We start from the raw sequence: 20,496 nt of genomic DNA on the forward strand, positions 1-20,496 counted from the left end.
TCACGCAAAATGCGGCGGACGTTGCCGTCCGCCGCATTTGCCCCCTGACACTCCGCTTCTTTCGATCCGCCAGCGGAGCTTACTTCTTCAGCGCGAACACCCAGATGACGCCGCCCTGCGGTACGTTGGCTTCGATGCCGATATTGTTGGTCACGAGTGCATCCTGGATGCGCTGCGCATCCACGCCCCATCCCGACTGGATCGCGATGTATTGCGTGCCGTCGATCTCATAGGACACCGGCATGCCCATGATGCCCGAGTTGGTCTTCTGCTCCCACAGCAGCTCGCCACTCTTGGCGTTGAAGGCGCGGAAGTTGCGGTCGTTGGTGCCGCCCACGAAGACGAGATCGCCTGCGGTCGCCGTCACCGATCCGAACAGCTGCGACTTGGGGAAGTTGTGTTGCCACATCTTCTTGCCCGTAACGGGATCCCAAGCCTGGAGCTCGCCGAAATGATCGGCGCCAGGCTTCGTCTTCAGGCCGATGTCCTCCGGTTTGGTGCCGAGCCAGAGTTCGCCGGGCTTGAGCGGAACCTTCTCGCCGGTGAACCCGCCACAGAAATTCTCGTTGGCGGGCACGTAGACGAGGCCGGTCTTCTGGCTGTAGGCCGCCGACGGCCAGTCCTTGCCGCCCCACAGCGACGGACAGAACTCCACGCGCTTGCCGACCATCGGCTTGTGCGCGGGATCGAGGATCGGCCTGCCGCTCTCGGCATCGATGCCCTTCCAGACGTCGGTGGAGACGAACGGCCAGCCGGCGATGTAGTTGATCTTGGTCGGCGTGCGCTCGAGTATCCAGAAGATCGCATCGCGGCCGGGATGGACCAGGCTCTTGATGGTGCGGCCGTCGCGTTGCAGGTCGATCAACATCGGCGCTTCGACCTCGTCCCAATCCCAGGAATCGTTCTGGTGGTACTGGTGATAGGTCTTGATCTTGCCGGTGTTCGGATCGAGCGCGAGCACCGACGAGGTATAGAGATTGTCGCCGGGATGCATCTCGCCGGGCCACGGCGCGGCGTTGCCGACGCCCCAATAGATCGTCTTGGTGTCCTTGTCGTAATTGCCGGTCATCCAGGCCGAGCCGCCGCCGTTCTTCCAGTCCTCGCCCTGCCAGGTGTCGTGGCCGGGCTCGCCTTCGCCGGGAATGGTATAGGTCCGCCACAGCTCCTTGCCGTCCTTGGCATCATAGGCGGCGACATAGCCGCGCACGCCGAACTCGCCGCCGGAGCCGCCGACGATGACCTTGCCGTCGACGATCAGCGGCATCAGGGTCATGTACTGGCCCTTCTTGTAGTCCTGCACCTTGGTGTCCCACACCACCTTGCCGGTCTTGGCGTCGAGCGCGACGACATGATCGTCGGTGGTGGCGAGATAGAGCTTGTCCTCCCAGAGGCCGACGCCGCGGCTGGTCGGATGCAACTGGAACAGATCGTCGGGGAGCTGCCGCTTGTAGCGCCAATATTCGTCGCCGGTCTTGGCGTTCAGGGCGATCACCTGCCCCATCGGGGTCGCCACGAACATCACGCCGTTGTTGACGATCGGCGGCGCCTCGTGGCCTTCGACGACGCCGGTCGCGAAGGTCCAGACCGGGGTGAGGTTCTTCACATTCGAGGTGTTGATCTGGTCGAGCGGGCTGTAGCCCTGCCCGTCATAGGTCCGCCGGTAGAGCATCCAGTTGGCAGGCTCCGGGTTTTCCAACCGCTGCGCGGTGACCGGTGCATAGTTCTCGACCGGGCCCGATACGGCGGCGGTCGAGGCAAGACACGTGAAGGCGACGAAGCCGGACAGTAACCATTGCTTCCTGGTCATGGACGTTCCCCTTTTTCATCCGTTTGAATTCTTATTTGAATTGTTGTTTTGAATTCTTGTCGTCCGCCCATCGGCGGATGCGGCCTCTCGTGACGCGGGTACGACCCGCACCGTCCATCATCCTGGCTGCACGCCACCTACCTTTCCCATGAAGTTCCCGGCTACGCTGAGCGAACCGTCAGCCAGCGCCAGCGGCAGCGCCGCGAGCCGTCGCGGCGCTGGCCCGAACACGACTTGCGCGCCCGCGCGAGGATCGTATTCGGAGTTGTGGCACATGCACTTGAACACCTCCTTGTCGCCGACATCGCTCTTCACCCAGGCAGTGACAGGACAGCCGGCATGCGAGCAGATTGCCGAATAGGCGATGATGCCGTCGACGGCGCGTGCTTTCGTCTGCTCGTCGAGCTCGGCGGGATCGAGCCGGATGATCAGGATCTCGTTGAGGCGCGAAGCGCTGCGCACGACCGACGTCTTTGGGTCTTTCGGCCAGGCTTGCACCGGCGGTCCGCCGACCGACAGATCGGCCGCGGTAATGAGTTTCCCTTCCCGATCGCCTTCCGAGAAGACGAGCACATCGCCCTTCTGCGGCCGCTCATCCGAGCCGGGCGGATCCTCTCCTGCATGCACCTGCGAGGCACAGCCAAGGCAAGCAGTGGTGGCGAGCGCACCGAGCAAAAGCGTTCGCCGCGTCTGCTCGATGCCCGCGTCGACGTCAGGCTCCGCGACATTCTCGGAGGATGAGGAATGGGTGATGAACGATGCGCTGGACATGTAATTAGGAGGCGCTGGAACTCTGCCGAAAACAAGGCGAAGAATTGGCGCCGCAATGCATCAATATGGCTTTGCTCGCTTTGATTGAGCAAGAATGAAAGCAATCGAACGGATTTCGCAATTTCAACGTCACATCACGCGCTTCGCATGATGATTTTGCAGACCAGCCCGATGATATCGGAATTGGTGCACCGCCCTACCCGTTACGCACGCGAAGGCGAAACAAGGTCGCTGTATGTCTGCAGGCAGACCGATCGTCGTCAGGACCTGAGCACGTGACGCGGCGCGGCAATCCGACCCGCCAAGGTGGCCGACGCCATCTCAAAGCTGTCGGCGATGCGGCGCGCCTTGTCGATGAACAGCGCGGCCGCCGCGGGCGGACAGACTTCGTGTGCGGTCGGTTCGAACAAATCCAGCCAGCGGTCGAAATGATCGCCGGCCAGGCTCAGCGGCATATGGGCCCGCATCGGGGAGCCGTGGTAGCGGCCACTCATCAGAACGACCGATGACCAGAAGTCCCTGAGATTGGCGAGATGCTCGTCCCAATTCCGCACCCTCGCGAACACGGGGCCCAGCAGTGCATCCTCGCGCACGCGTCCGTAGAAGCGGGTGACGAGTTCGCCGATCATCTCTTCGGTGATCCCCGTGCGCTTGATCGCGTCCTGGGTCAGCAGGTTCCGCCGCTCGGCCGCAGCCTCGCGCTCGGCCTTCAATCGATCCGACATGTCCTTCGTTATCCGTTCCGTTGTTCCCGCAGGCCGCCCGTTCGACATTGTGAGCTCAATTGCGCGCGGCGTCTTTGTCGCAGCGCAAATTGCGGGGTCTGGCGGCGAGCACCAATTGCCCGCCGCCTGCGCCATTGTCAGGCGCTGTAGGTGTAAAAGCCCTGCCCGGTCTTGCGACCGAGATGGCCGGCATCGACCATTTCCTTGAGCAAGGGGGCCGGACGGTATTTGGGGTCGTTGAAGCCTTTGTAAAAGACCTCCATCACCGACAACATGGTGTCGAGCCCGACGAGATCGGCGAGCGCCAGCGGCCCGATCGGGTGGTTGCAGCCGAGCTTCATCCCGGCATCGATCTCTTCCGCCGTCGCAATCCCTTCCTGGAGCGCGAAGATCGCTTCGTTGATCATCGGGCACAGGATGCGGTTGACGGCGAAGCCGGGGCTGTTCTTGGCGGTGATCGCCACCTTGCCGATGCGCTTGGCGAAATCGAGCGCTTTGGCGTGGGTGTCGTCGGAGGTCTGCAAGCCGCGGATGAGCTCCAGCAGCGCCATTACCGGTACCGGATTGAAGAAGTGCATGCCGATGAAACGGTCGGGGCGGTCGGTCGCCGCGGCGAGCTTCGTGATCGAGATCGAGGAGGTGTTGGTCGCGAGCAGCGTGCGCGGCGACAGCGTCGCGCAGAGGTCCTTCAGGATCTTGACCTTGAGCTCCTCGTTCTCGGTCGCGGCCTCGATGACGAGGTCGCAATCGACGAGCTTCGCGCGGTCGGTGGTGCCGGTGATGCGCTTGAGCGTCGCGTCGCGATCGCCCGCCGACATCTTCTCCTTCTTGACCAGCCGCTCGAGGCTGCCGCCGACGGTCGAAATCCCGCGGTTCACCGCCGCATCGGAAATATCGACCATCACGACCGAAAGCCCGGCCGCGGCACAAATCTGCGCGATGCCGTTCCCCATGGTCCCTGCCCCGATAATTCCGACGGTTTGGATCATTGCCTCAAATCCTTCATCCTTACGGACGTGCCATACCGGCACCGCCCCATTGTTCCTGAATCAGGGTCTAGCACCGCCACCGGGCGGGTGCGACCTGATCCTGCCCTTCCTTAAAGCATCCAACGCGGGAATAAAGTCGCCATTCGGCCGCGAAACGGCATGATTTGGCGGCCTCCTGGCCTGTTAGGCCCGAGCTATCTGCGGCTTCCTCCCCCAAGAGCGCCGAGGGTCCGGGAGGACCGTGCCCGAGGCGGGGAGCGCCTCAATCGAGACGAAGCACCTTGCCCGGATTCATGATGTTCTTGGGATCGAGCGCCCGCTTGATCGTGCGCATGATGTCGAGCTCGGTCCGGGAACGATAGTACTGGAGCTCGTCGAGTTTCTCGATGCCGATGCCGTGTTCCGCCGAGATCGAGCCGCCCATGGAGGTGACGAGGTCGTTGACGGCCCGTGAGATCGCCGCGGAATACTGCTTGAGCGTAGCGCGGTCCATGCCCTTCGGACCCATGAAGGAGAAGTGCAAATTGCCGTCTCCGATGTGGCCGAGCGGGTAGGGGCGGATCGTCGGCAGGATTGCGCGTACGGCCTCGAGACCGCTGTCGATGAACTCTGGAATCCTGGAGATGGCGACCGACACGTCGTAGCTCAAGCCCGGCCCTTCGGTGCGAGATGCCTCGGCCACGCTCTCGCGAATGCGCCACATGTTGCGCGACTGCGTTTCGGTTTGCGCGATCACCGCATCGAGCACCCGGCCCGCCTCGAGCTGGTCGGCCAAAAAATGCTCCATCCTGTCCGACATGCCCGTGCCGCAGTCCTGTCGGGGCCGGGCCGACGACCATTCGAGAAGGAGATACCACTCGGTCTCCGCCTTGAGAGGATCCTGGGTCCCGGGAACGTGGCGCAGTACCATATCGGTGCACGCTCGGCTGATGAGTTCGCAGGAGCCGACATTGTCATCGGAAGCGGCATGCGCCTCCGACAGGAGGTCGATGGCTGCCTTGGCATCGCGGATCGCAAGCCATGCCGTGCACACGTCTTTCGGCGCCGGCCAAAGCTTCAGCACCGCCTTGGTGATGATACCGAGTGTCCCTTCGGCGCCCATGAACAGGTGCTTGAGGTCATAGCCGGTGTTGTCCTTCTTGAGTGCGCGCAGGCCGTCCCAGACATCGCCGTTAGCCAGCACGATCTCGAGACCCAACACCAGATTTCGCGCATTGCCATAACGCAGCACCTGCACGCCGCCGGCATTGGTGGACAGATTGCCCCCGATCATGCACGAGCCCTGAGCACCCAGGCTGAGCGGAAAGAGCCGGTCGTGCCGCGCGGCCGTGTCCTGAAGCGTCTGGAGGATGCAGCCCGCCTCTACGGTCATGGCGTAGCCGACGGGATCGACATTCAGCACCCGGTTCATGCGACCGAGCGACAGCACGATGCCGCGGTGCATAGGCCATGGCGTGGCACCGCCCATCAAGCCGGTGTTGCCACCCTGCGGCACGATGGCAATGCCGTTGTCGTAGCAGAGCTTGACGACAGCGGAGACTTCCGCGGTGCTGGCCGGACGCACGACCGCCGCGGCCTGCCCCGCCAGTTCGCCGCGCCAGTCGGTCACGAAGGGCTGCTTGTCTTGCTCGTCCAGGATCAGGCCTTTGTCGCCCACGATTGCCCGCAAGCGGTCGAGAATAGCTGACGTCACGGGCGCGGTCGGAATCGAGGGAGCGGTGGGAAGGGCTGCACCCGGCATGTGTTCCTCTCTTTGCGGCTGTTCTGCGTCTTGCGCGCACCGGCCTTCGTTCTTGTTTTCTATTCTGGGCGGTTGCGCGATGACCCTAGCACAGGGGTCGCGCGGGCGGGAACGCCTCCGGCCGTGAGGCTGGTGCGGATTTGCCTAGAATGCCGAATGCAAGCGCTCTTCCGCGGAGGTCCCGCATACCCTACTGTGCCGCGATCAAATTCGGATTGGAGATCATGAGCCGTTTCTGGAGTCCGGTCGTCCACACGCTTTCGCCCTACGTCCCCGGCGAGCAGCCGAAGCAGGACGGCATCGTCAAGCTCAATACCAACGAGAATCCCTACCCGCCCTCGCCACGCGTGCTGGCGGCCGTCGCATCGGCTGCGGAGCGGCTGCGCCTTTATCCCGATCCGGGTGCGACGCGCCTGCGCGAGGCGATCGCGGCGCATTGCGATGTGAGGCCCGAGGAAGTGTTCGTCGGCAACGGCTCCGACGAGGTTCTGGCCCACACCTTCCAGGCTCTTCTGAAGCACAATATGCCGCTTCTGTTTCCCGACGTCACTTACAGCTTCTATCCCGTCTATTGCGGCCTCTATGGAATAACGCACGACGAGGTGCCGCTCGATGCCGCGATGAGAATCGATATCTCCGATTACAGGCGACCATCGAGCGCCATCCTTCTCTGCAATCCGAACGCCCCGACCGGCATCGCCCTTCAGCGCGACGCAATCGCATCGCTGCTTGCCGAACAACCGGACCGGCTGGTGGTGGTGGACGAGGCCTATGTCGATTTCGGTGCCGAAAGCGCCGTGCCGCTGGTTGCACGCCACGACAATCTGCTGGTCATCCAGACCTTCTCGAAATCGCGCTCGCTCGCTGGCCTGCGGGTTGGTTTTGCCATCGGTCAACGACCGCTGATCGAAGCGCTGGAACGCGTGAAGGACAGCTTCAACTCCTATCCCGTCGATTGCCTCGCTATCGCCGGCGCCGTCGCCGCGATCGAGGACGACGGCTGGTTTCGCAAGTCCCGCGCCCGTATCATCGCGAGCCGCGAAACGCTGGCCCGCGAGCTTGGACAACTCGGCTTCGAGGTGTTGCCGTCGCTCGCAAACTTCGTTTTCGCGCGCCATCGAAGCCGCGAGCGGAACAGATCTTGCGGCAGCGCTTCGCCAGCGTGGCGTTCTGGTCCGGCATTTCGGAAAGCCGCGCATCGAGGACTTCTTGCGCATCACCGTAGGAACGGAGGCCGAGTGTGCCCGGCTTGTTGAAGTGCTGCGCGGCTTGATCTGAGCCCCCGACGGTCGCGGCATCGGCCAGCGTCAAACGATGATGCCAAACGCGGCCTCGTGCCATGCCGCCCGCGGCTTTTGATTTCCGGTCAAATTCGGGTTACCAAACCGCTCCGCCGCTGCTTTGCACGACGATACCCTCAGGGAAATATACGTGAATCACCTCCGCAGTCCCGAAATCGACGCACCCGAGACATCGTGGCGGGCGCCGACGCTCAGGCACGGATGAACGACTTCGCGCGATCCATCGGCGCCGCATTCACGCTGATCGGCGAGGCCGACGCAGAGCTTCTGGGCATCGTCGGACTGTCGGTGCGCGTCAGCTTGACCGCCAGCATCGTCGCGCTTCTGATCGGGGCGCCGTTCGGAGCCCTGCTTGCGATCACCCGGTTCCGCGGGCGGCAGGTCATCATCGTCCTGACCAATGCGCTGCTTGGTCTTCCGCCGGTCGTGGTCGGGCTCGCGCTCTATCTTCTGCTGTCGCGCTCCGGCCCGCTCGGGGCGGCCGGCCTGTTGTTCACGCCGGCGGCGATGGTGATCGCGCAGGCGCTGCTCGCAACACCGATCGTCGTCGCACTGGTGCACCGGCCGGCGAGCCTGCTGTGGGCGGAGTATGGCGACCTGGCGCGAATCGACGGGCTGTCGGTGCTGCGCAGCATCGGCTTGCTGTTCGCGCTGGGCCGGACCTCGCTGCTGACGGCCTTTCTCGCAGCCTTCGGGCGCGCGATCGCCGAGGTCGGCGCCATCATCATCGTCGGCGGCAACATCCGCGGCTTCACACGCACGATGACGACTGCGATCGCGCTGGAGACCAGCAAGGGCGACCTGTCGCTGGCGCTCGGGCTCGGGCTGATCCTGCTCGCGCTCAGCGTCGCAGTATCAACCGTCGCCTTCCTGCTAGTGGGACGCGTTGGGGAAAAATAGCTGCTCGCCACCGACCTTGTAGCCGGCGATGGCCTCCTGCCCCCCAGGAGAGATCAGCCAGTCGATGAAGGCTTGCCCGTCCTGCGCCTTCACGTTCGAATGCTTTGCCGGATTCACCAGCATGACGCCGTACTGGTTGAACAGCCGCTTGTCGCCTTCGGTCAGGACGGCAAGCTCGCCGCGGTTCTTGAATGATAACCAGGTGCCGCGGTCAGACAGGAGATAGGCATTCGACGACGACGCCATGTTCAGGGCCGGCCCCATGCCCTGGCCGATCTCGCGATACCAACCGTCCTTGCCGGCACCGAGGTCGACGCCCGCCTCCTTCCATAGCCGCAGCTCGGCCGCGTGCGTGCCGGACTTGTCGCCGCGCGAGATGAACGGCGCCTTCGCGGCGGCGATCTTGCGCAGCGCCTCGGCCACGTCCCTTGCCGCCGGCGATCTTCGCAGGATCGCTCTTCGGCCCGACAATGACGAAGTCGTTGTACATGACATCGAAGCGCTTCACGCCCTGCCCTTCGGACATGAACTTGTCTTCGGCAGGCCTGTCATGGACGAACACGACGTCTGCATCGCCGCGCCGCCCGATGTCGAGCGCCTGGCCCGTGCCGACGGCAACCACTTTCACATCGATGCCGCCGACCTTCGAGAACAGCGGCAGCAAATAGCCGAACAGCCCCGACTGTTCCGTTGACGTCGTCGAGGCCACAGTGATGGTGCGATCCTGCGCGAATGCGATCGTGGACCAGAGCAGAACCGCTCCGAAAGTCATTACCCTCTTCATGCTTCGTCCTTACACCAGAAGCCGGATGTTCCAAACTCTACCTCGATAAGGGCCGTGCAGGGAAACATCGACATTTCGTGAACGCGCGTTGGTGCGATTCTCGCGGCGCTGCCAATTGGGAACGTCCGCCCCGCGCGCAGGTTGTCCGGAGGTGAACCCAGGAGGAAACCAGATGAAGAAGTTCATTTTGGCATCTGCGTGCATCATGGCGCTGGCGACCGGCGGCGCCTTTGCGCAAACACAACCCGCCCCAAGCGCATCCGGCAAGGGCGACGTCGGCCCCTCGTCGCGGGGCCCCGCGACCAAGGGCATGACGACCGGCGCGTCGTCGAACATGCAGAACGAGGCCAGCGACAGCAAGGGCAAGCAGACCCCTTCGGCCGGCGGCAGCAACACCAATAACATGGGCAGCCAGGCCGGTGGCGGCGCGGGCTCCGGAAAATAGGCCAGCATCGATCGGAAATCTGGAGAGGGGCGATCGTCCCCTCTCCAAAAGTCTTCGTGCAGCCAAAGCTTGTCGTCGCCGATGGTATGCGCGAAGGTCACGGTGCGAAGGAAGCGCATTGGCGGGGCTGCACTGAGGTTACAGTCACGCGGGCGAAATCACCGCCTGCGCGCGATGAGCGCGTGGATGTTCTGCAATTGGTCCCACTTACATTGACATCAGTGTGATGGCCGGGGCAGTTTTTTACATTGCTGGCGAATCAGCGATTGCCTCACGCCGAGTACCTCTTGGACAACTCCCAGTGCTTTCGAGACTGATATCGTTGCTGCGCCGCATCCCCGCGGTGAAATGGGCGTTCACGAAGCTTCGGCCGTTGCCTCACGGCGGCAGCATCGACGTCGCGCCTGATAGCGCAGACGCTTCGCCCGCCCTTGTTGCCGAAATTGCAGAAGCCGCTCCGCCTCTTGAGACCAGCATCAGCGCGGAACCGTCGCGCTGCGACGCCGCGGTCGCGGCTCCGGCCACCGAAGACGACACTGCTATCTCTGTCATCGCGGATAGCCCGTCGGCAGCGGCAACCGACGTCGGCGGCAGCGACGATTCATCCCGGGAGACGCCGACGCAGGTCGAGCCAATCGTCGGGCAAGAGGCTTCTCTCTCGCCGGTCGAGATCGAGAGCGAGCCGGTTGATGCGGCTGACCTCATCAGCAACGATCCGCTCACGGAAAGCTCGACGGGCGTCGACTTCGTCATCGCGGAGGAGACTCCGGTCTCGTCTGTCGACGCCGCGATGGAGATCGCACCGGTCCCCGCAAGCGATCCGGCTCCGGCTGCAGCGATCGCCGCGGACGAGTTTGCCGTCCCCACACCGAGCGTCGTCGCGGACGTCGCGCCGGAGCTGGCCCTCGAGGCTCCCGCTCTGGAGATCACCAGCGCGCCGAAGACTCGTGCAAACATCGCAGAACCCGCCGACCGCGCCGCGCTGATCCGGCAGCGCTGGGCGGAGACCGGGATCAGGATGTGGAATCCGCGGCTTCACGGCGCCGGCGATGCCACGCTGAACATCCAGGGGAGCGTCGGGCTGTTGCCGCCCGCGCCCGGCGAGACGATGCCGCGCTACGACAAGCTGGAATTCAGGATGCTCGGCGGACAGATCGCCTGCGAGGGCGTGATTGTCGAAGCACCCGCGCATGCAAGCCAGCGCAATTTTACGCGGCTCGCCGAGCCCGGGAAACTCGACCGGGTCCGCGAACCGATGCGGGAACGCCGGGCGGCTCTCGCCTGACCCTTACCTCTCTGCGACGACGCGCCCATATGCTAGGCTGACGCCCCGAATATGGGAGATCGCATGCCCACAAAATCATTGCGACTGGTCGTGATCGCGGCCCTCTTCGTTTCGCAGGGAGCCTTAGCCGCGTCCGGTAAACGGCCGCAGCACACGTCCTCTACAGCGCCCGCCACCGATCCGGCCGCACCCTACAAGGCCGACCGGCTCTCTTCCTCGCGCGGAGAGACGATCCTCAACACGCCCGGCCAGACCACCGTGCTGACGCGTCAGGTCCTCGACGACAAGAACGCGACGAGCCTCAAGGACGCCATGCGCTCGACCGCCGGCGTGACGGTCGGGCGTTAGGCTTCTTCGCGTTCAGGGGATCGGATAGCCCTTCCAGACCCACTCCAGCGCCGACGGCAGCGTCTGCGCGATCGTCGGACGGTCGACGTGCTTGGCGTTGCGCACGAACAGGAACTGATAATGATAGCCCTTCTCCGCCAGCACCTTGGCCGTCAGCGCGTTGGACAGGGTCCAATCGTGCATGCCGTCGGGAATGGTCGGGTTCGGATAGAACAGGTCCTGGTCACCGCCGAAGAACCAGAAGCGGATCGGCTTGGTCGGTGCGGCGACGATCAGCGGTGCGCCAGGCGGCTCAGCCGGCGTGAGCACGCCGGCCTTCGAGATGAGGTTGGGTGTGGCCGGCCCCGTCCATGCGCTGTGATATTCCCAGGCGCCGCCGCGCAGCGACGGATCATACGGCCATTGCTGGTTGACCATGGTCGGCGAGAAGGCCAGCACGCGGTGATAGAGCTCGGGATAGAACCACGCCATGGTGAAGGCTGCCACGCCGCTCGAACTCAGCCCCATGGTCGCACGCCCATCGGGATTTTTGGTCAGCCTGACGTCGGCGTTCTTTTCGACCAGCGGCAGCACTTCACGCTCGACGAACTGCGCGTAGGCACCTGACACCGCGTCATATTCCCGGCCGCGCTGGCTGCCCTGTGCGTCCTGCCCGCCATTGCCGATCTGGATCGCGATCATCGGCGGCACGCGGCGCTGCGCGATCAGATTGTCGAGCGTGGTGCCGAGATCCTTGTAGGCGTTGGAGCCGCCGTCGCCGACCACGATGAACGGCGCCTCGGTGCCATGCACATATTGCGCCGGCACATAGACGTCGATGGTACGCGACCAGATACCTGGGTGGCTGGTGGTGACGATCATGTGCGACTTATCACCAGGCGCCGTGACGGTCGTCATGATCGAGGAGTTGGTGCAGCCGGCGGCGTCGTCGCGGATCAGGCCGGGATTGTAGATCGTGCTCTCCTTCGACGACAGCGTGAAGGATTTTGTGGTGCCGCGCGGCACGCCCTCCTTTGCGATCGTCTCCGGCGCTGGATTGTGGGTGGGACCGATGATGAAATTGCCCTCAGCCCCCGGTGGCGGCAGCGTTCCGTCAGGCAGCTCGGTCGCGCGCGGGTAGCGGGCATTGGAGGGATCACGCGTCGGAGGCGTCGTCTTGAAGTCGAGACCTGTCGTATCAATGAAGAACGGGGCCGCCTTGTCGGTGCTGTTGGCCCTAGGCGGCACAGCCATGTTCTGGGTGACGCAGGCCGGCTGCGAGACGGCAATCGAAGTGAAGGAGACGAGGGAAATCAGCGTCCCCGCAAGGACGGACAACGAATTGGTCATTTCAGCTCCCGGTGCCGACGAGTCTTGGCTCGTCTTGACGCAAAGTATGGCGAGCCGCCTGCGCGCGGTCAAATCCCACTTGGCCGCGTTGCAGCAAATGCCGCCATGCGCAAACCGGCCAGGCACCATTATTCCGCGCATGCCACGAAATTTTCCGGACACGTGGCCGTTGCTGCCGCATCTCGCACGACGTAGCTTGCCGGCCGGCCGCGCCGCGCGACGGCCGCGCCCCATCAAAACGACAAGACCACTCTGCAAGAACACTCTGGGAGACAAACGATGAAGCAGCTCACGGCCGCGCTCTGCGCGCTGGCGTTCCTCGCAACCGGCGCGCAGGCGCAGACCGTCAAGGATTTCATTGCCGCGGTCACCAAGAAATGGACCACGCCGTTCGAGCCATTCCAGCTCATCGGCAATATCTACTATGTCGGCACCGATGGTATCGCCGTCTACGTCATCAAGACCTCGCAGGGCCTGATCCTGATGGATACGGCGCTGCCGCAGTCGACCGGCATGATCAAGGACAATATTGCGAAGCTCGGTCTCAAGGTCTCTGACATCAAGATCATTCTCAACACGCACGCGCATTTCGACCACACCGGCGGCTTCGCCGAGATCAAGAAGGAGACCGGCGCCCAGCTCATCGCCGGCGAACACGACAAGCCGCTGCTCGAAGGCGGCTACTATCCCGGCGACGAGAAGAACGAGGACCTCGCCTTCCCCGCGGTCAAGGTCGACCGCGCCGTGAAGGAAGGCGACAAGGTCACGCTCGGCGATACCACGCTGACTGCGCATTCAACCCCTGGCCACTCGCCCGGCTGTACGAGCTGGGAGATGACCGTCAAGGACGGCAGTCAGGATCGCCAGGTGCTGTTTTTCTGCAGCGGCACGGTGGCTCTCAACAGGCTGGTCGGCCAGCCGACCCATGCCGGCATTGTCGACGACTACCGCGCGACCTTCGCCAAGGTGAAGGCGATGAAGATCGACGTGCTGCTCGGGCCGCATCCCGAGGTCTATGGCATGCAGGCCAAGCGCGCGGAGATGAAGGACGGCGCACCGAACCCGTTCGTCAAGGCGGGCGAACTCGCAACCTACGCAACCAGCCTGTCGGAAGATTTCGACAAGCAGCTTGCAAAGCAGACGGCGGCGCTCGAGAAGAAATAGCGACTGTCTTGCGCTATCTTCACCTCTCCTTCTCTGGGGGAGAGGTGAAGCCGGCATGTCAGCTCGAACCGTTGCCGGTGCAACAATGCATTGCGCTAGCGCCGCCGAGGGCGTCGAGACTCGCGCTCAGCTCGACACCCTGCGCCGGCTGGGATGCGACTTCATCCAGGGCTACTACTTCGCAAAGCCCATGCCTGCCGACGCAGTCGACGATTATCTCACAAAGGAACGCCGGCGCCTCGGCGGCGCCGGAGCCAAGGTCGTGGCCTGAGTCCCAGCTACTTCGCCAAGCTCGGCAGATCGAGACCCTTGTCGCGGGCGCATTCGATCGCAGTGTCGTAGCCCGCGTCGGCATGGCGCATGACGCCGCTGGCAGGATCGTTCCAGAGCACGCGCGCGATCCGCTTCGCCGCTTCCGGCGTGCCGTCGGCGACGATCACCATGCCGGCATGCTGGGAATAGCCGATGCCGACGCCGCCGCCATGGTGCAGCGAGACCCAGGTCGCGCCGCTGGCGCAACTGAGCAGCGCGTTGAGCAAGGGCCAATCGGACACGGCGTCCGATCCGTCCTTCATCGCCTCGGTTTCGCGGTTGGGGCTCGCCACCGAACCGCTGTCGAGATGATCGCGGCCGATCACGATGGGTGCCTTCAATTCGCCGCGCGCCACCATCTCGTTGAAGGCGAGGCCCAGGCGATCGCGATCGCCGAGGCCGACCCAGCAGATCCGCGCCGGCAGGCCCTGGAACTTGATGCGCTCCTTGGCCATGTCGAGCCAATTGTGCAGATGCTTGTCGTCAGGCATCAGCTCCTTCACCTTGGCGTCGGTCTTGAAGATATCTTCAGGATCGCCCGACAGCGCGGCCCAGCGGAACGGCCCGACGCCGCGGCAGAACAAGGGACGGATATAGGCGGGAACGAAGCCCGGAAAATCGAAGGCATTCTTCAGGCCCATGTCCTGCGCCATCTGGCGGATGTTGTTGCCGTAGTCGAGCGTCGGAATGCCTTGCGCATGGAAATCCAGCATGGCCTGGACGTGCTCGACCATCGAGGTTTTCGAGGCGCGCTCCACGGTCTTGGGATCGGCGGCGCGCTTGGTCTCCCATTCGGCGAGCGTCCAGCCCTTCGGCAAATAGCCGTTGATCGGATCGTGCGCGCTGGTCTGGTCGGTGACGATGTCGGGCCTGACGCCGCGGCGGACCAGCTCGGGAAAAATCTCCGCGGCATTGCCGAGCAGGCCGACCGAGACCGCCTTCTTCGTCGTCGCCGCCTCCGCCATGATCGCAAGCGCCTCGTCGAGCGTCGCTGCCTGGCGATCGAGATAACCGGTGCGCAGCCGCATCTCGATGCGGCTCGGCTGGCATTCGACCGCCAGCATCGAAGCCCCGGCCATGGTTGCAGCCAGCGGTTGCGCGCCGCCCATGCCACCGAGACCGGCTGTGAGAATCCATTTGCCGGCGAGGCTGCCGCCATAATGGCGGCGTCCGACCTCAACGAAAGTTTCGTAAGTGCCCTGCACGATGCCCTGGCTGCCGATATAGATCCAGGAGCCGGCCGTCATCTGGCCGTACATCATCAGGCCCTTGCGATCGAGCTCATTGAAATGGTCGAGCGTCGCCCAGTGCGGCACGATGTTGGAGTTCGCGATCAGGACACGCGGCGCGTCGGCATGGGTGCGGAACACGCCGACCGGCTTGCCGGACTGGACCAGCAGCGTCTCATCGGCTTCGAGCTTGCGCAAGGCCGCCGTGATCCGGTCAAAGCTCTCCCAGTCACGCGCGGCGCGGCCGATGCCGCCATAGACGACGAGCTCGCTCGGACGTTCTGCAACGTCGGGATCGAGATTGTTCATGAGCATGCGCAAGGGCGCTTCCGTCAACCAGCTCTTCGCGCTGATTTCGCTGCCGCGGGGCGCGCGGATGGTGCGGTCATTGTCCAGTCGGCGGTTCATGCGGAACACCTCGTCAAGCAAGTGTCGGAAACGGGTCAGTTGAAAGCGCGGCGAGCGCCGCCGCCGGCAGCGCGTCGGCTTCGACCAGCGCTGCGGCCTTGGCGAGATCGCCGGCCATGTAGCGGTCGGCACCGAGCGCCGGCACCTGCTCGCGCAGTGCGGCGATCACGGCAACGAGCGGCGCGCTCGTCGCATGCGGCGCGCGCAGCGCGATACCTTGGGCCGCGACCAAGAGCTCGATGCCGAGGATGGCGGCAAGATTGTCGGCCATGTCCGACAGGCGTCGTGCAGCATGCGCGGCCATCGAGACGTGGTCTTCCTGGTTGGCACTGGTCGGCGTCGAATCGATCGAGCAGGCGGCCGCGCGCTGCTTGTTCTCGGCATAAAGCGCGGCCGCCGTCACCTCGGCGATCATGAAGCCGGAATTGATACCGGGATCTGGAGTCAGGAACGGCGGCAGGCCGAAATTGAGCGCGGGATCGACCAGCGTCGCGATGCGCCGCTCGCTGATCGCGCCGATCTCCGACAGCGCCAGCGCGATGGTGTCCGCCGCAAAGGCGACCGGCTCGGCGTGAAAATTACCGCCGGAGACGATCTCGCCGGTCTCGACCAGCACGAGCGGATTGTCGGTGACGGCATTGGCCTCGACGATCAACGTGCGCGCGGCCTGCATGATCAGGTCGAGCGCCGCGCCCGCGACCTGTGGCTGGCAGCGCAGGCAATAGGGATCCTGCACGCGCTCGTCGCCTTCGAGATGCGACAGGCGGATGTCGCTGCCGTCGAGCAGCGCCATCAAGGTTGCCGCCGCCGCGATCTGGCCGGAATGGCCGCGCAGCGCCTGGATCTCGGGGCGGAACGGCGCCGTCGAGGCCATCGCCGCATCGACCGACAGCGCGCCGGTGACGAGCGCGGCGCGGGTCAGGCGAAATGCGCGAAGCACGCCGGAGACGGCGTAGGCGGTCGAGAACTGCGTGCCGTTGATCAGTGCGAGCCCTTCCTTGGGACCGAGCGTCAGTGACGTCAGGCCGGCTGCGCCGAGCGCGTCGCTGCCCGATACGGGCTTGCCGTCGACGATCGCCTGCCCTTCGCCGATCATCACAGCGGTCATGTGCGCGAGCGGCGCGAGGTCACCGGAAGCGCCGACCGAACCCTGCTGCGGCACCAGCGGATAAACGCGCCGCGCCAGCATGGCCTGCAACTGCTCGATCACCTCGCGGCGCACGCCGGAGGCGCCGCGCCCGAGCGAGATGATCTTCAGCGCCATCATCAGGCGGACGATCGGCTCGGGCGTCGCGAGGCCGACGCCGCAGCAATGCGAGACGATGAGGTTGCGCTGAAGCAGCGCGGTCTGATCCGGCGGAATCCGCTTCGACGCCAGCTTCCCGAAGCCGGTGTTGATCCCGTAGACGGGCGCATCGGCCCGCGCGGCCTTCGCGACGATCTCCGCAGCGGCCTCGACACGCAGCCAGAACGACGGATCGAGCACCACGGATTCCCCCGCAAGTACGCGTGCGAGATCGTCGAGGCTGACCGTTCCCGGCTTGACGACGATCGCTGCTCCCTGCTCCGTCACTGTCCCCTCCACACGCGGCGGTGCAGCGGATTGAAGCCGATGCGATAGACCAACTCGGCGGGACGCTCGATGTCCCAGATGGCGAGGTCGCACCATTTGCCGGCTTCGAGCGTGCCGGTTTCGTTCAGCACGCCGAGCGCGCGCGCGCCTTCACGGGTGACACCGGCCAAGCATTCGGCCACGTTCATCCGGAACAGCGTCGCACCCATGTTCATGGCGAGCAGGAGCGAAGTCAGCGGCGAGCTGCCCGGATTGCAGTCGGTCGCCAGCGCCATGGGAACGCCGTGCATGCGGAATGCCTCGACCGGCGGTTTTTGCGTCTCGCGGATGAAGTAGAAGGCGCCGGGCAGCAGCACGGCCACCGTTCCAGCCTTCGCCAGCGCCGCTGCACCGGCTTCGTCGGTGTGCTCGAGGTGATCCGCCGACAACGCCGAGAATTTCGCGGCAAGCGCAGCGCCGCCGAGGTTCGAGAGCTGGTCGGCATGCAGCTTGACCGGCAGTCCAAGCCGCCTCGCCGTCTCGAACACCCGCTCCGTCTGCTCACCGGAAAATGCGATACCTTCCATGAAGGCATCGACGGCATCGGCGAGGCCTGCCTTTGCTATCGCCGGCAACATCTCCTTGCAGACGAGATCGATATAGCGATCCTTGTCGCCATCGGCCTCTGGCGGCAGCGCATGCGCGCCGAGAAACGACGTGCGGATCGTAACCGGCCGCTGGCGGTCGAGGCTGCGCGCGGCGGCAAGCTGCCGCATCTCGGTCTCGATGTCCAAGCCGTAGCCGGACTTGATCTCGACGGTGGTGGCGCCCTCGCCGATCAGCGCATCGAGGCGCGGCAGCGCGTGTGCTGCGAGCTCCGACTCGCTCGCCTTGCGTGTCGCGGCCACCGTCGAGACGATGCCGCCGCCGGCGCGCGCAATCTCCTCATAGCTCGCGCCCTTCAGGCGCAGCTCGAATTCATGGGCGCGGTTGCCGCCATAGACCAGATGGGTGTGGCAATCGACGAGGCCGGGCGTGATCCAGCGCCCTTCGCAATCGATCCGGTCGGCGGCCTCGGCATCCGCCGGAAAATCGGTCCGCGCACCTGCGTAGACGATACGGCCGTCGCGCGCGGCGATCACGCCGTGCTCGATCTCACCGAGATTGGGACGATCGGCCCGTATCGTGGCGAGCCGGGCGTTATGCCAGATCCGGTCGAAGCGCTCTGCCATGCAACTGTCCCTTCGCGTGGGATGCTTGACTTATATGTCTAGACATATAATCGTGGGGCGGTTCTGTCCAGCCGGCATGGAAACATGACACGCCTGCATTTCGCCTCCGCGCTCCTGCCCTCGGGCTGGGCCAATGACGTGCAGGTGGTGATCACCGCCGGCGCGATCGCCGAGGTGACGCCGGACGTCGCGCCGGCCGCCGGCGACGAACGCCACAGCATTGCACTTCCTGGACTTGCGAGCCTGCACAGCCACGCCTTCCAGCGCGGCATGGCGGGACTTGCAGAAATGCGCGGCGACAGTACCGACACCTTCTGGACCTGGCGCGAGACGATGTATCGCTTCGCGCTGGCGATGACGCCGGATGACGTCGCCGCCGTCGCGACGCTGCTTTATGTCGAGATGCTGGAGCAGGGTTTTACCCGCGTCGGCGAATTCCATTATCTGCATCACGATCGCGACGGCTCGCGTTACGCCGACCCCGGCGAAATGGCCGCACGCATTGCGCAGGCCGCCGAAGCCTCGGGCATTGCGCTGACGCTGCTACCGAGTTTTTATGCGCATGGTGGCTTCGGCGGCGCCGCGCCGCATGCCGGCCAGCGCCGCTTCATCTGTACGGTCGATCAGTTCGCTGATTTGACGAGCGCCTCGCGCAAGGCGATCGCAACATTGCCCGGCGCGAATATCGGCATCGCTCCGCACAGTTTGCGCGCGGTGACGCCTGACGAACTCGGCGCCATCATCCCGCTCGCGGACGGCGGCCCGGTGCACATTCATGCCGCCGAGCAGGTGAAGGAGGTCGAGGATTGCCTGGCCTGGTCCGGACGGCGTCCGGTGCAATGGCTGCTGGAGCACGCGCCCGTCGACCGACGCTGGTGCCTCATCCACGCGACCCACATGACGGATGAAGAAGTCACCGCATTCGCCAGGACCGGCGCGGTCGCCGGCCTCTGCCCCATCACCGAGGCGAGCCTCGGCGACGGCATCTTTCCGGCGCGCGAATTTCTCGATGCCGGCGGCGCCTTCGGTGTAGGCACCGATTCCAATGTGCTCGTCGGCGCCGCCGACGAGCTGCGCCAGCTCGAATACGGTCAGCGGCTCAAGCACCGCGAGCGGAACGTGCTATCCGCTGGCGCAGGCCGCTCGACGGGACGCGCCCTGTTCGATCATGCGCTCGCCGGTGGTGCGCGGGCACTGGCGCAGACGTCAGTCGGCCTCACGCCAGGTGCACGCGCCGACATCGTCACGCTCGACACCACGCATCCCTCGCTGGCGGGGCGCACGCGCGACGTCGCCATCGACGGCTGGATCTTTGCCGCGGGCAGCGGTGCAATCGATTGCGTCTGGGCCGGTGGCGACAAGGTCGTCGAGGGCGGCCGGCACAGACTGCGGCAGGTCGCACGCGACCACTTCAACGCGTCTGTGCGGAGGCTCGTGGCATGAGCCTCGCTACTGATACAGCGGAGCAGCCGTCGCTCTACAAACGGATCCGCGCCGATATCGAGAAGCGTATCCTGACCGGCGAGTGGCCGCCGGGGCATCGCATTCCGTTCGAGCACGAACTGGTCGCGCGTTACGGCTGCTCGCGCATGACCGTAAACAAGGCGCTGTCGGAACTCGCGCAAGCCGACCTGATCGAGCGGCGGCGACGTGCCGGCTCCTTCGTCCGCCGGCCGCAACACCAATCTGCCGTGCTCAAGATCGCCGACATCCGCGCCGAGATCACTGCGCTCGGCCGCGGCTACGGCTACGAGCTGATCGGCCGCAAGCTGCGCGCTGCGACCGCTGCCGACCGCGAGCGTCTTGGCGTCAAGAAGGCCGGCAAGGTGGTTGCGATCACCTGCCGGCACAGCGCCGACAACGTGCCTTTTGCGGTCGAGGACAGGCTGATTGATCTTGCGTCGGTGCCGGATGCGGCGACCGCGGATTTCTCGCGCGAGCCGCCCGGCTCGTGGCTGCTTCACCATGTTCCATGGACAGAGGCCGAGCATACGATCAGCGCCATCGTTGCGGACGATCGCACGGCGGAAGCGCTCGACATCGCCCTCGGCGCGCCCTGCCTCGTGATCGACCGCTATACCTGGCGCAGCGCGCGCACGATCACCGCTGTGAGGCTGCTCTATCCCGGTGACTCTCACCGCCTTGTCGCCCGATTCAAGGGAGGCTGAGAGAGC

The 20,496-nt window shown here is 64.8% G+C and carries 16 protein-coding genes and 3 pseudogenes; 9 read left to right on the forward strand and 10 right to left on the reverse strand.

From position 1 onward, the window contains the following. Positions 1-79: 79 nt before the first annotated feature. From ACVWW3_RS18630 to ACVWW3_RS18650, 5 genes are all read right to left on the reverse strand, one after another. Positions 80-1,807: a methanol/ethanol family PQQ-dependent dehydrogenase gene (locus tag ACVWW3_RS18630; RefSeq protein WP_247349595.1), complete on the reverse strand. Its 1,728-nt coding sequence runs from the start codon at positions 1,805-1,807 to the stop codon at positions 80-82. Between the two features lie 117 nt (positions 1,808-1,924). Continuing rightward, a complete protein-coding gene (locus tag ACVWW3_RS18635) occupies positions 1,925-2,578 on the reverse strand; it encodes a QcrA and Rieske domain-containing protein (protein ID WP_456649077.1) in 654 nt (217 codons plus the stop codon). 260 nt (positions 2,579-2,838) lie between these two features. Beyond that, complete coding sequence (locus ACVWW3_RS18640) at positions 2,839-3,303, reverse strand: group III truncated hemoglobin (RefSeq protein ID WP_247349598.1); 465 nt, start codon at positions 3,301-3,303, stop codon at positions 2,839-2,841. Positions 3,304-3,440: 137 nt separating this feature from the next. After that, positions 3,441-4,292: a 3-hydroxybutyryl-CoA dehydrogenase gene (locus ACVWW3_RS18645; protein ID WP_354045283.1), complete on the reverse strand. Its 852-nt coding sequence runs from the start codon at positions 4,290-4,292 to the stop codon at positions 3,441-3,443. Positions 4,293-4,554: 262 nt separating this feature from the next. Beyond that, positions 4,555-6,033, reverse strand: coding sequence for an FAD-binding oxidoreductase (locus ACVWW3_RS18650; protein WP_456649076.1), 1,479 nt, complete (start codon positions 6,031-6,033; stop codon positions 4,555-4,557). Positions 6,034-6,257: 224 nt separating this feature from the next. On the opposite strand from ACVWW3_RS18650, the pseudogene hisC reads away from it, so the two are divergent. Both hisC and ACVWW3_RS18660 read left to right on the forward strand, forming a co-directional pair. Next, a pseudogene (gene hisC / locus ACVWW3_RS18655) lies at positions 6,258-7,311 on the forward strand (histidinol-phosphate transaminase). Positions 7,312-7,535: 224 nt separating this feature from the next. Next, positions 7,536-8,234: an ABC transporter permease gene (locus tag ACVWW3_RS18660; protein WP_247349664.1), complete on the forward strand. Its 699-nt coding sequence runs from the start codon at positions 7,536-7,538 to the stop codon at positions 8,232-8,234. Here the strand turns inward: ACVWW3_RS18660 and ACVWW3_RS18665 are convergent. After that, a pseudogene (locus ACVWW3_RS18665) lies at positions 8,208-9,018 on the reverse strand (extracellular solute-binding protein). The gene ACVWW3_RS18660 and the pseudogene ACVWW3_RS18665 overlap by 27 nt on opposite strands. A gap of 172 nt (positions 9,019-9,190) precedes the next feature. Here ACVWW3_RS18665 and ACVWW3_RS18670 point away from each other — a divergent pair. From ACVWW3_RS18670 to ACVWW3_RS18680, 3 genes are all read left to right on the forward strand, one after another. Beyond that, positions 9,191-9,463, forward strand: coding sequence for a hypothetical protein (locus ACVWW3_RS18670; RefSeq protein WP_247349605.1), 273 nt, complete (start codon positions 9,191-9,193; stop codon positions 9,461-9,463). 301 nt (positions 9,464-9,764) lie between these two features. Continuing rightward, the gene (locus ACVWW3_RS18675) at positions 9,765-10,748 is read left to right on the forward strand and encodes a hypothetical protein (RefSeq protein WP_456649073.1); all 984 of its coding nucleotides are present in this window, start codon (positions 9,765-9,767) and stop codon (positions 10,746-10,748) included. A 63-nt stretch (positions 10,749-10,811) separates the two neighbouring features. After that, entirely contained in the window at positions 10,812-11,096 is a 285-nt protein-coding gene (locus ACVWW3_RS18680) for a TonB-dependent receptor plug domain-containing protein (protein ID WP_456649072.1), read from the forward strand. Between the two features lie 12 nt (positions 11,097-11,108). Here ACVWW3_RS18680 and ACVWW3_RS18685 read toward each other — a convergent pair whose 3' ends face one another. Continuing rightward, a complete protein-coding gene (locus ACVWW3_RS18685) occupies positions 11,109-12,425 on the reverse strand; it encodes an alpha/beta hydrolase (RefSeq protein ID WP_456649071.1) in 1,317 nt (438 codons plus the stop codon). Between the two features lie 279 nt (positions 12,426-12,704). Between ACVWW3_RS18685 and blaBJP the strand changes: the two genes are divergently transcribed. Together blaBJP and ACVWW3_RS18695 are read left to right on the forward strand one after the other, a co-directional pair. After that, a complete protein-coding gene (blaBJP, locus tag ACVWW3_RS18690; RefSeq protein ID WP_456649070.1) occupies positions 12,705-13,589 on the forward strand; it encodes a BJP family subclass B3 metallo-beta-lactamase in 885 nt (294 codons plus the stop codon). Between the two features lie 100 nt (positions 13,590-13,689). After that, positions 13,690-13,860, forward strand: a pseudogene (locus tag ACVWW3_RS18695) (EAL domain-containing protein); the annotation flags it as partial. A 7-nt stretch (positions 13,861-13,867) separates the two neighbouring features. On the opposite strand, the gene hutU reads toward ACVWW3_RS18695, so the two are convergent. Genes hutU through hutI form a run of 3 tightly spaced genes read right to left on the reverse strand, consistent with a single transcriptional unit; the run spans position 13,868 to position 18,322 of the window. Then, positions 13,868-15,538 (reverse strand): urocanate hydratase, encoded by a 1,671-nt coding sequence (gene hutU / locus ACVWW3_RS18700; RefSeq protein ID WP_456649069.1) that lies wholly within the window; start codon positions 15,536-15,538, stop codon positions 13,868-13,870. Between the two features lie 13 nt (positions 15,539-15,551). After that, the gene (gene hutH, locus ACVWW3_RS18705) at positions 15,552-17,111 is read right to left on the reverse strand and encodes a histidine ammonia-lyase (RefSeq protein ID WP_456649068.1); all 1,560 of its coding nucleotides are present in this window, start codon (positions 17,109-17,111) and stop codon (positions 15,552-15,554) included. Then, complete coding sequence (gene hutI / locus ACVWW3_RS18710) at positions 17,108-18,322, reverse strand: imidazolonepropionase (RefSeq protein WP_456649067.1); 1,215 nt, start codon at positions 18,320-18,322, stop codon at positions 17,108-17,110. The genes hutH and hutI overlap by 4 nt, the downstream gene beginning before the upstream one ends. 84 nt (positions 18,323-18,406) lie before the next feature. Between hutI and ACVWW3_RS18715 the strand changes: the two genes are divergently transcribed. Both ACVWW3_RS18715 and hutC read left to right on the forward strand, forming a co-directional pair. Continuing rightward, complete coding sequence (locus tag ACVWW3_RS18715; RefSeq protein ID WP_456649066.1) at positions 18,407-19,765, forward strand: formimidoylglutamate deiminase; 1,359 nt, start codon at positions 18,407-18,409, stop codon at positions 19,763-19,765. Then, positions 19,762-20,490 carry a histidine utilization repressor gene (hutC, locus tag ACVWW3_RS18720; protein WP_247349619.1) on the forward strand — a complete coding sequence of 243 codons (729 nt, stop codon included), beginning with the start codon at positions 19,762-19,764 and terminating at the stop codon, positions 20,488-20,490. Before ACVWW3_RS18715 ends, hutC begins: the two co-directional genes overlap by 4 nt. The last annotated feature ends 6 nt before the right edge of the window (positions 20,491-20,496 follow it).

Source organism: Bradyrhizobium sp. LM2.9 (assembly GCF_054056555.1).

Excerpts from the sequence above, each read along its gene's own strand:
- ACVWW3_RS18630 (WP_247349595.1), bottom strand. The coding sequence starts at position 1,807 with ATGACCAGGAAGCAATGGTTACTGTCCGGCTTCGTCGCCTTCACGTGT.
- ACVWW3_RS18635 (WP_456649077.1), bottom strand. The coding sequence starts at position 2,578 with ATGTCCAGCGCATCGTTCATCACCCATTCCTCATCCTCCGAGAATGTC.
- ACVWW3_RS18640 (WP_247349598.1), bottom strand. The coding sequence starts at position 3,303 with ATGTCGGATCGATTGAAGGCCGAGCGCGAGGCTGCGGCCGAGCGGCGG.
- ACVWW3_RS18645 (WP_354045283.1), bottom strand. The coding sequence starts at position 4,292 with ATGATCCAAACCGTCGGAATTATCGGGGCAGGGACCATGGGGAACGGC.
- ACVWW3_RS18650 (WP_456649076.1), bottom strand. The coding sequence starts at position 6,033 with ATGCCGGGTGCAGCCCTTCCCACCGCTCCCTCGATTCCGACCGCGCCC.
- ACVWW3_RS18660 (WP_247349664.1), top strand. The coding sequence starts at position 7,536 with ATGAACGACTTCGCGCGATCCATCGGCGCCGCATTCACGCTGATCGGC.
- ACVWW3_RS18670 (WP_247349605.1), top strand. The coding sequence starts at position 9,191 with ATGAAGAAGTTCATTTTGGCATCTGCGTGCATCATGGCGCTGGCGACC.
- ACVWW3_RS18680 (WP_456649072.1), top strand. The coding sequence starts at position 10,812 with ATGCCCACAAAATCATTGCGACTGGTCGTGATCGCGGCCCTCTTCGTT.
- ACVWW3_RS18685 (WP_456649071.1), bottom strand. The coding sequence starts at position 12,425 with ATGACCAATTCGTTGTCCGTCCTTGCGGGGACGCTGATTTCCCTCGTC.
- blaBJP (WP_456649070.1), top strand. The coding sequence starts at position 12,705 with ATGAAGCAGCTCACGGCCGCGCTCTGCGCGCTGGCGTTCCTCGCAACC.
- hutU (WP_456649069.1), bottom strand. The coding sequence starts at position 15,538 with ATGAACCGCCGACTGGACAATGACCGCACCATCCGCGCGCCCCGCGGC.
- hutI (WP_456649067.1), bottom strand. The coding sequence starts at position 18,322 with ATGGCAGAGCGCTTCGACCGGATCTGGCATAACGCCCGGCTCGCCACG.
- ACVWW3_RS18715 (WP_456649066.1), top strand. The coding sequence starts at position 18,407 with ATGACACGCCTGCATTTCGCCTCCGCGCTCCTGCCCTCGGGCTGGGCC.
- hutC (WP_247349619.1), top strand. The coding sequence starts at position 19,762 with ATGAGCCTCGCTACTGATACAGCGGAGCAGCCGTCGCTCTACAAACGG.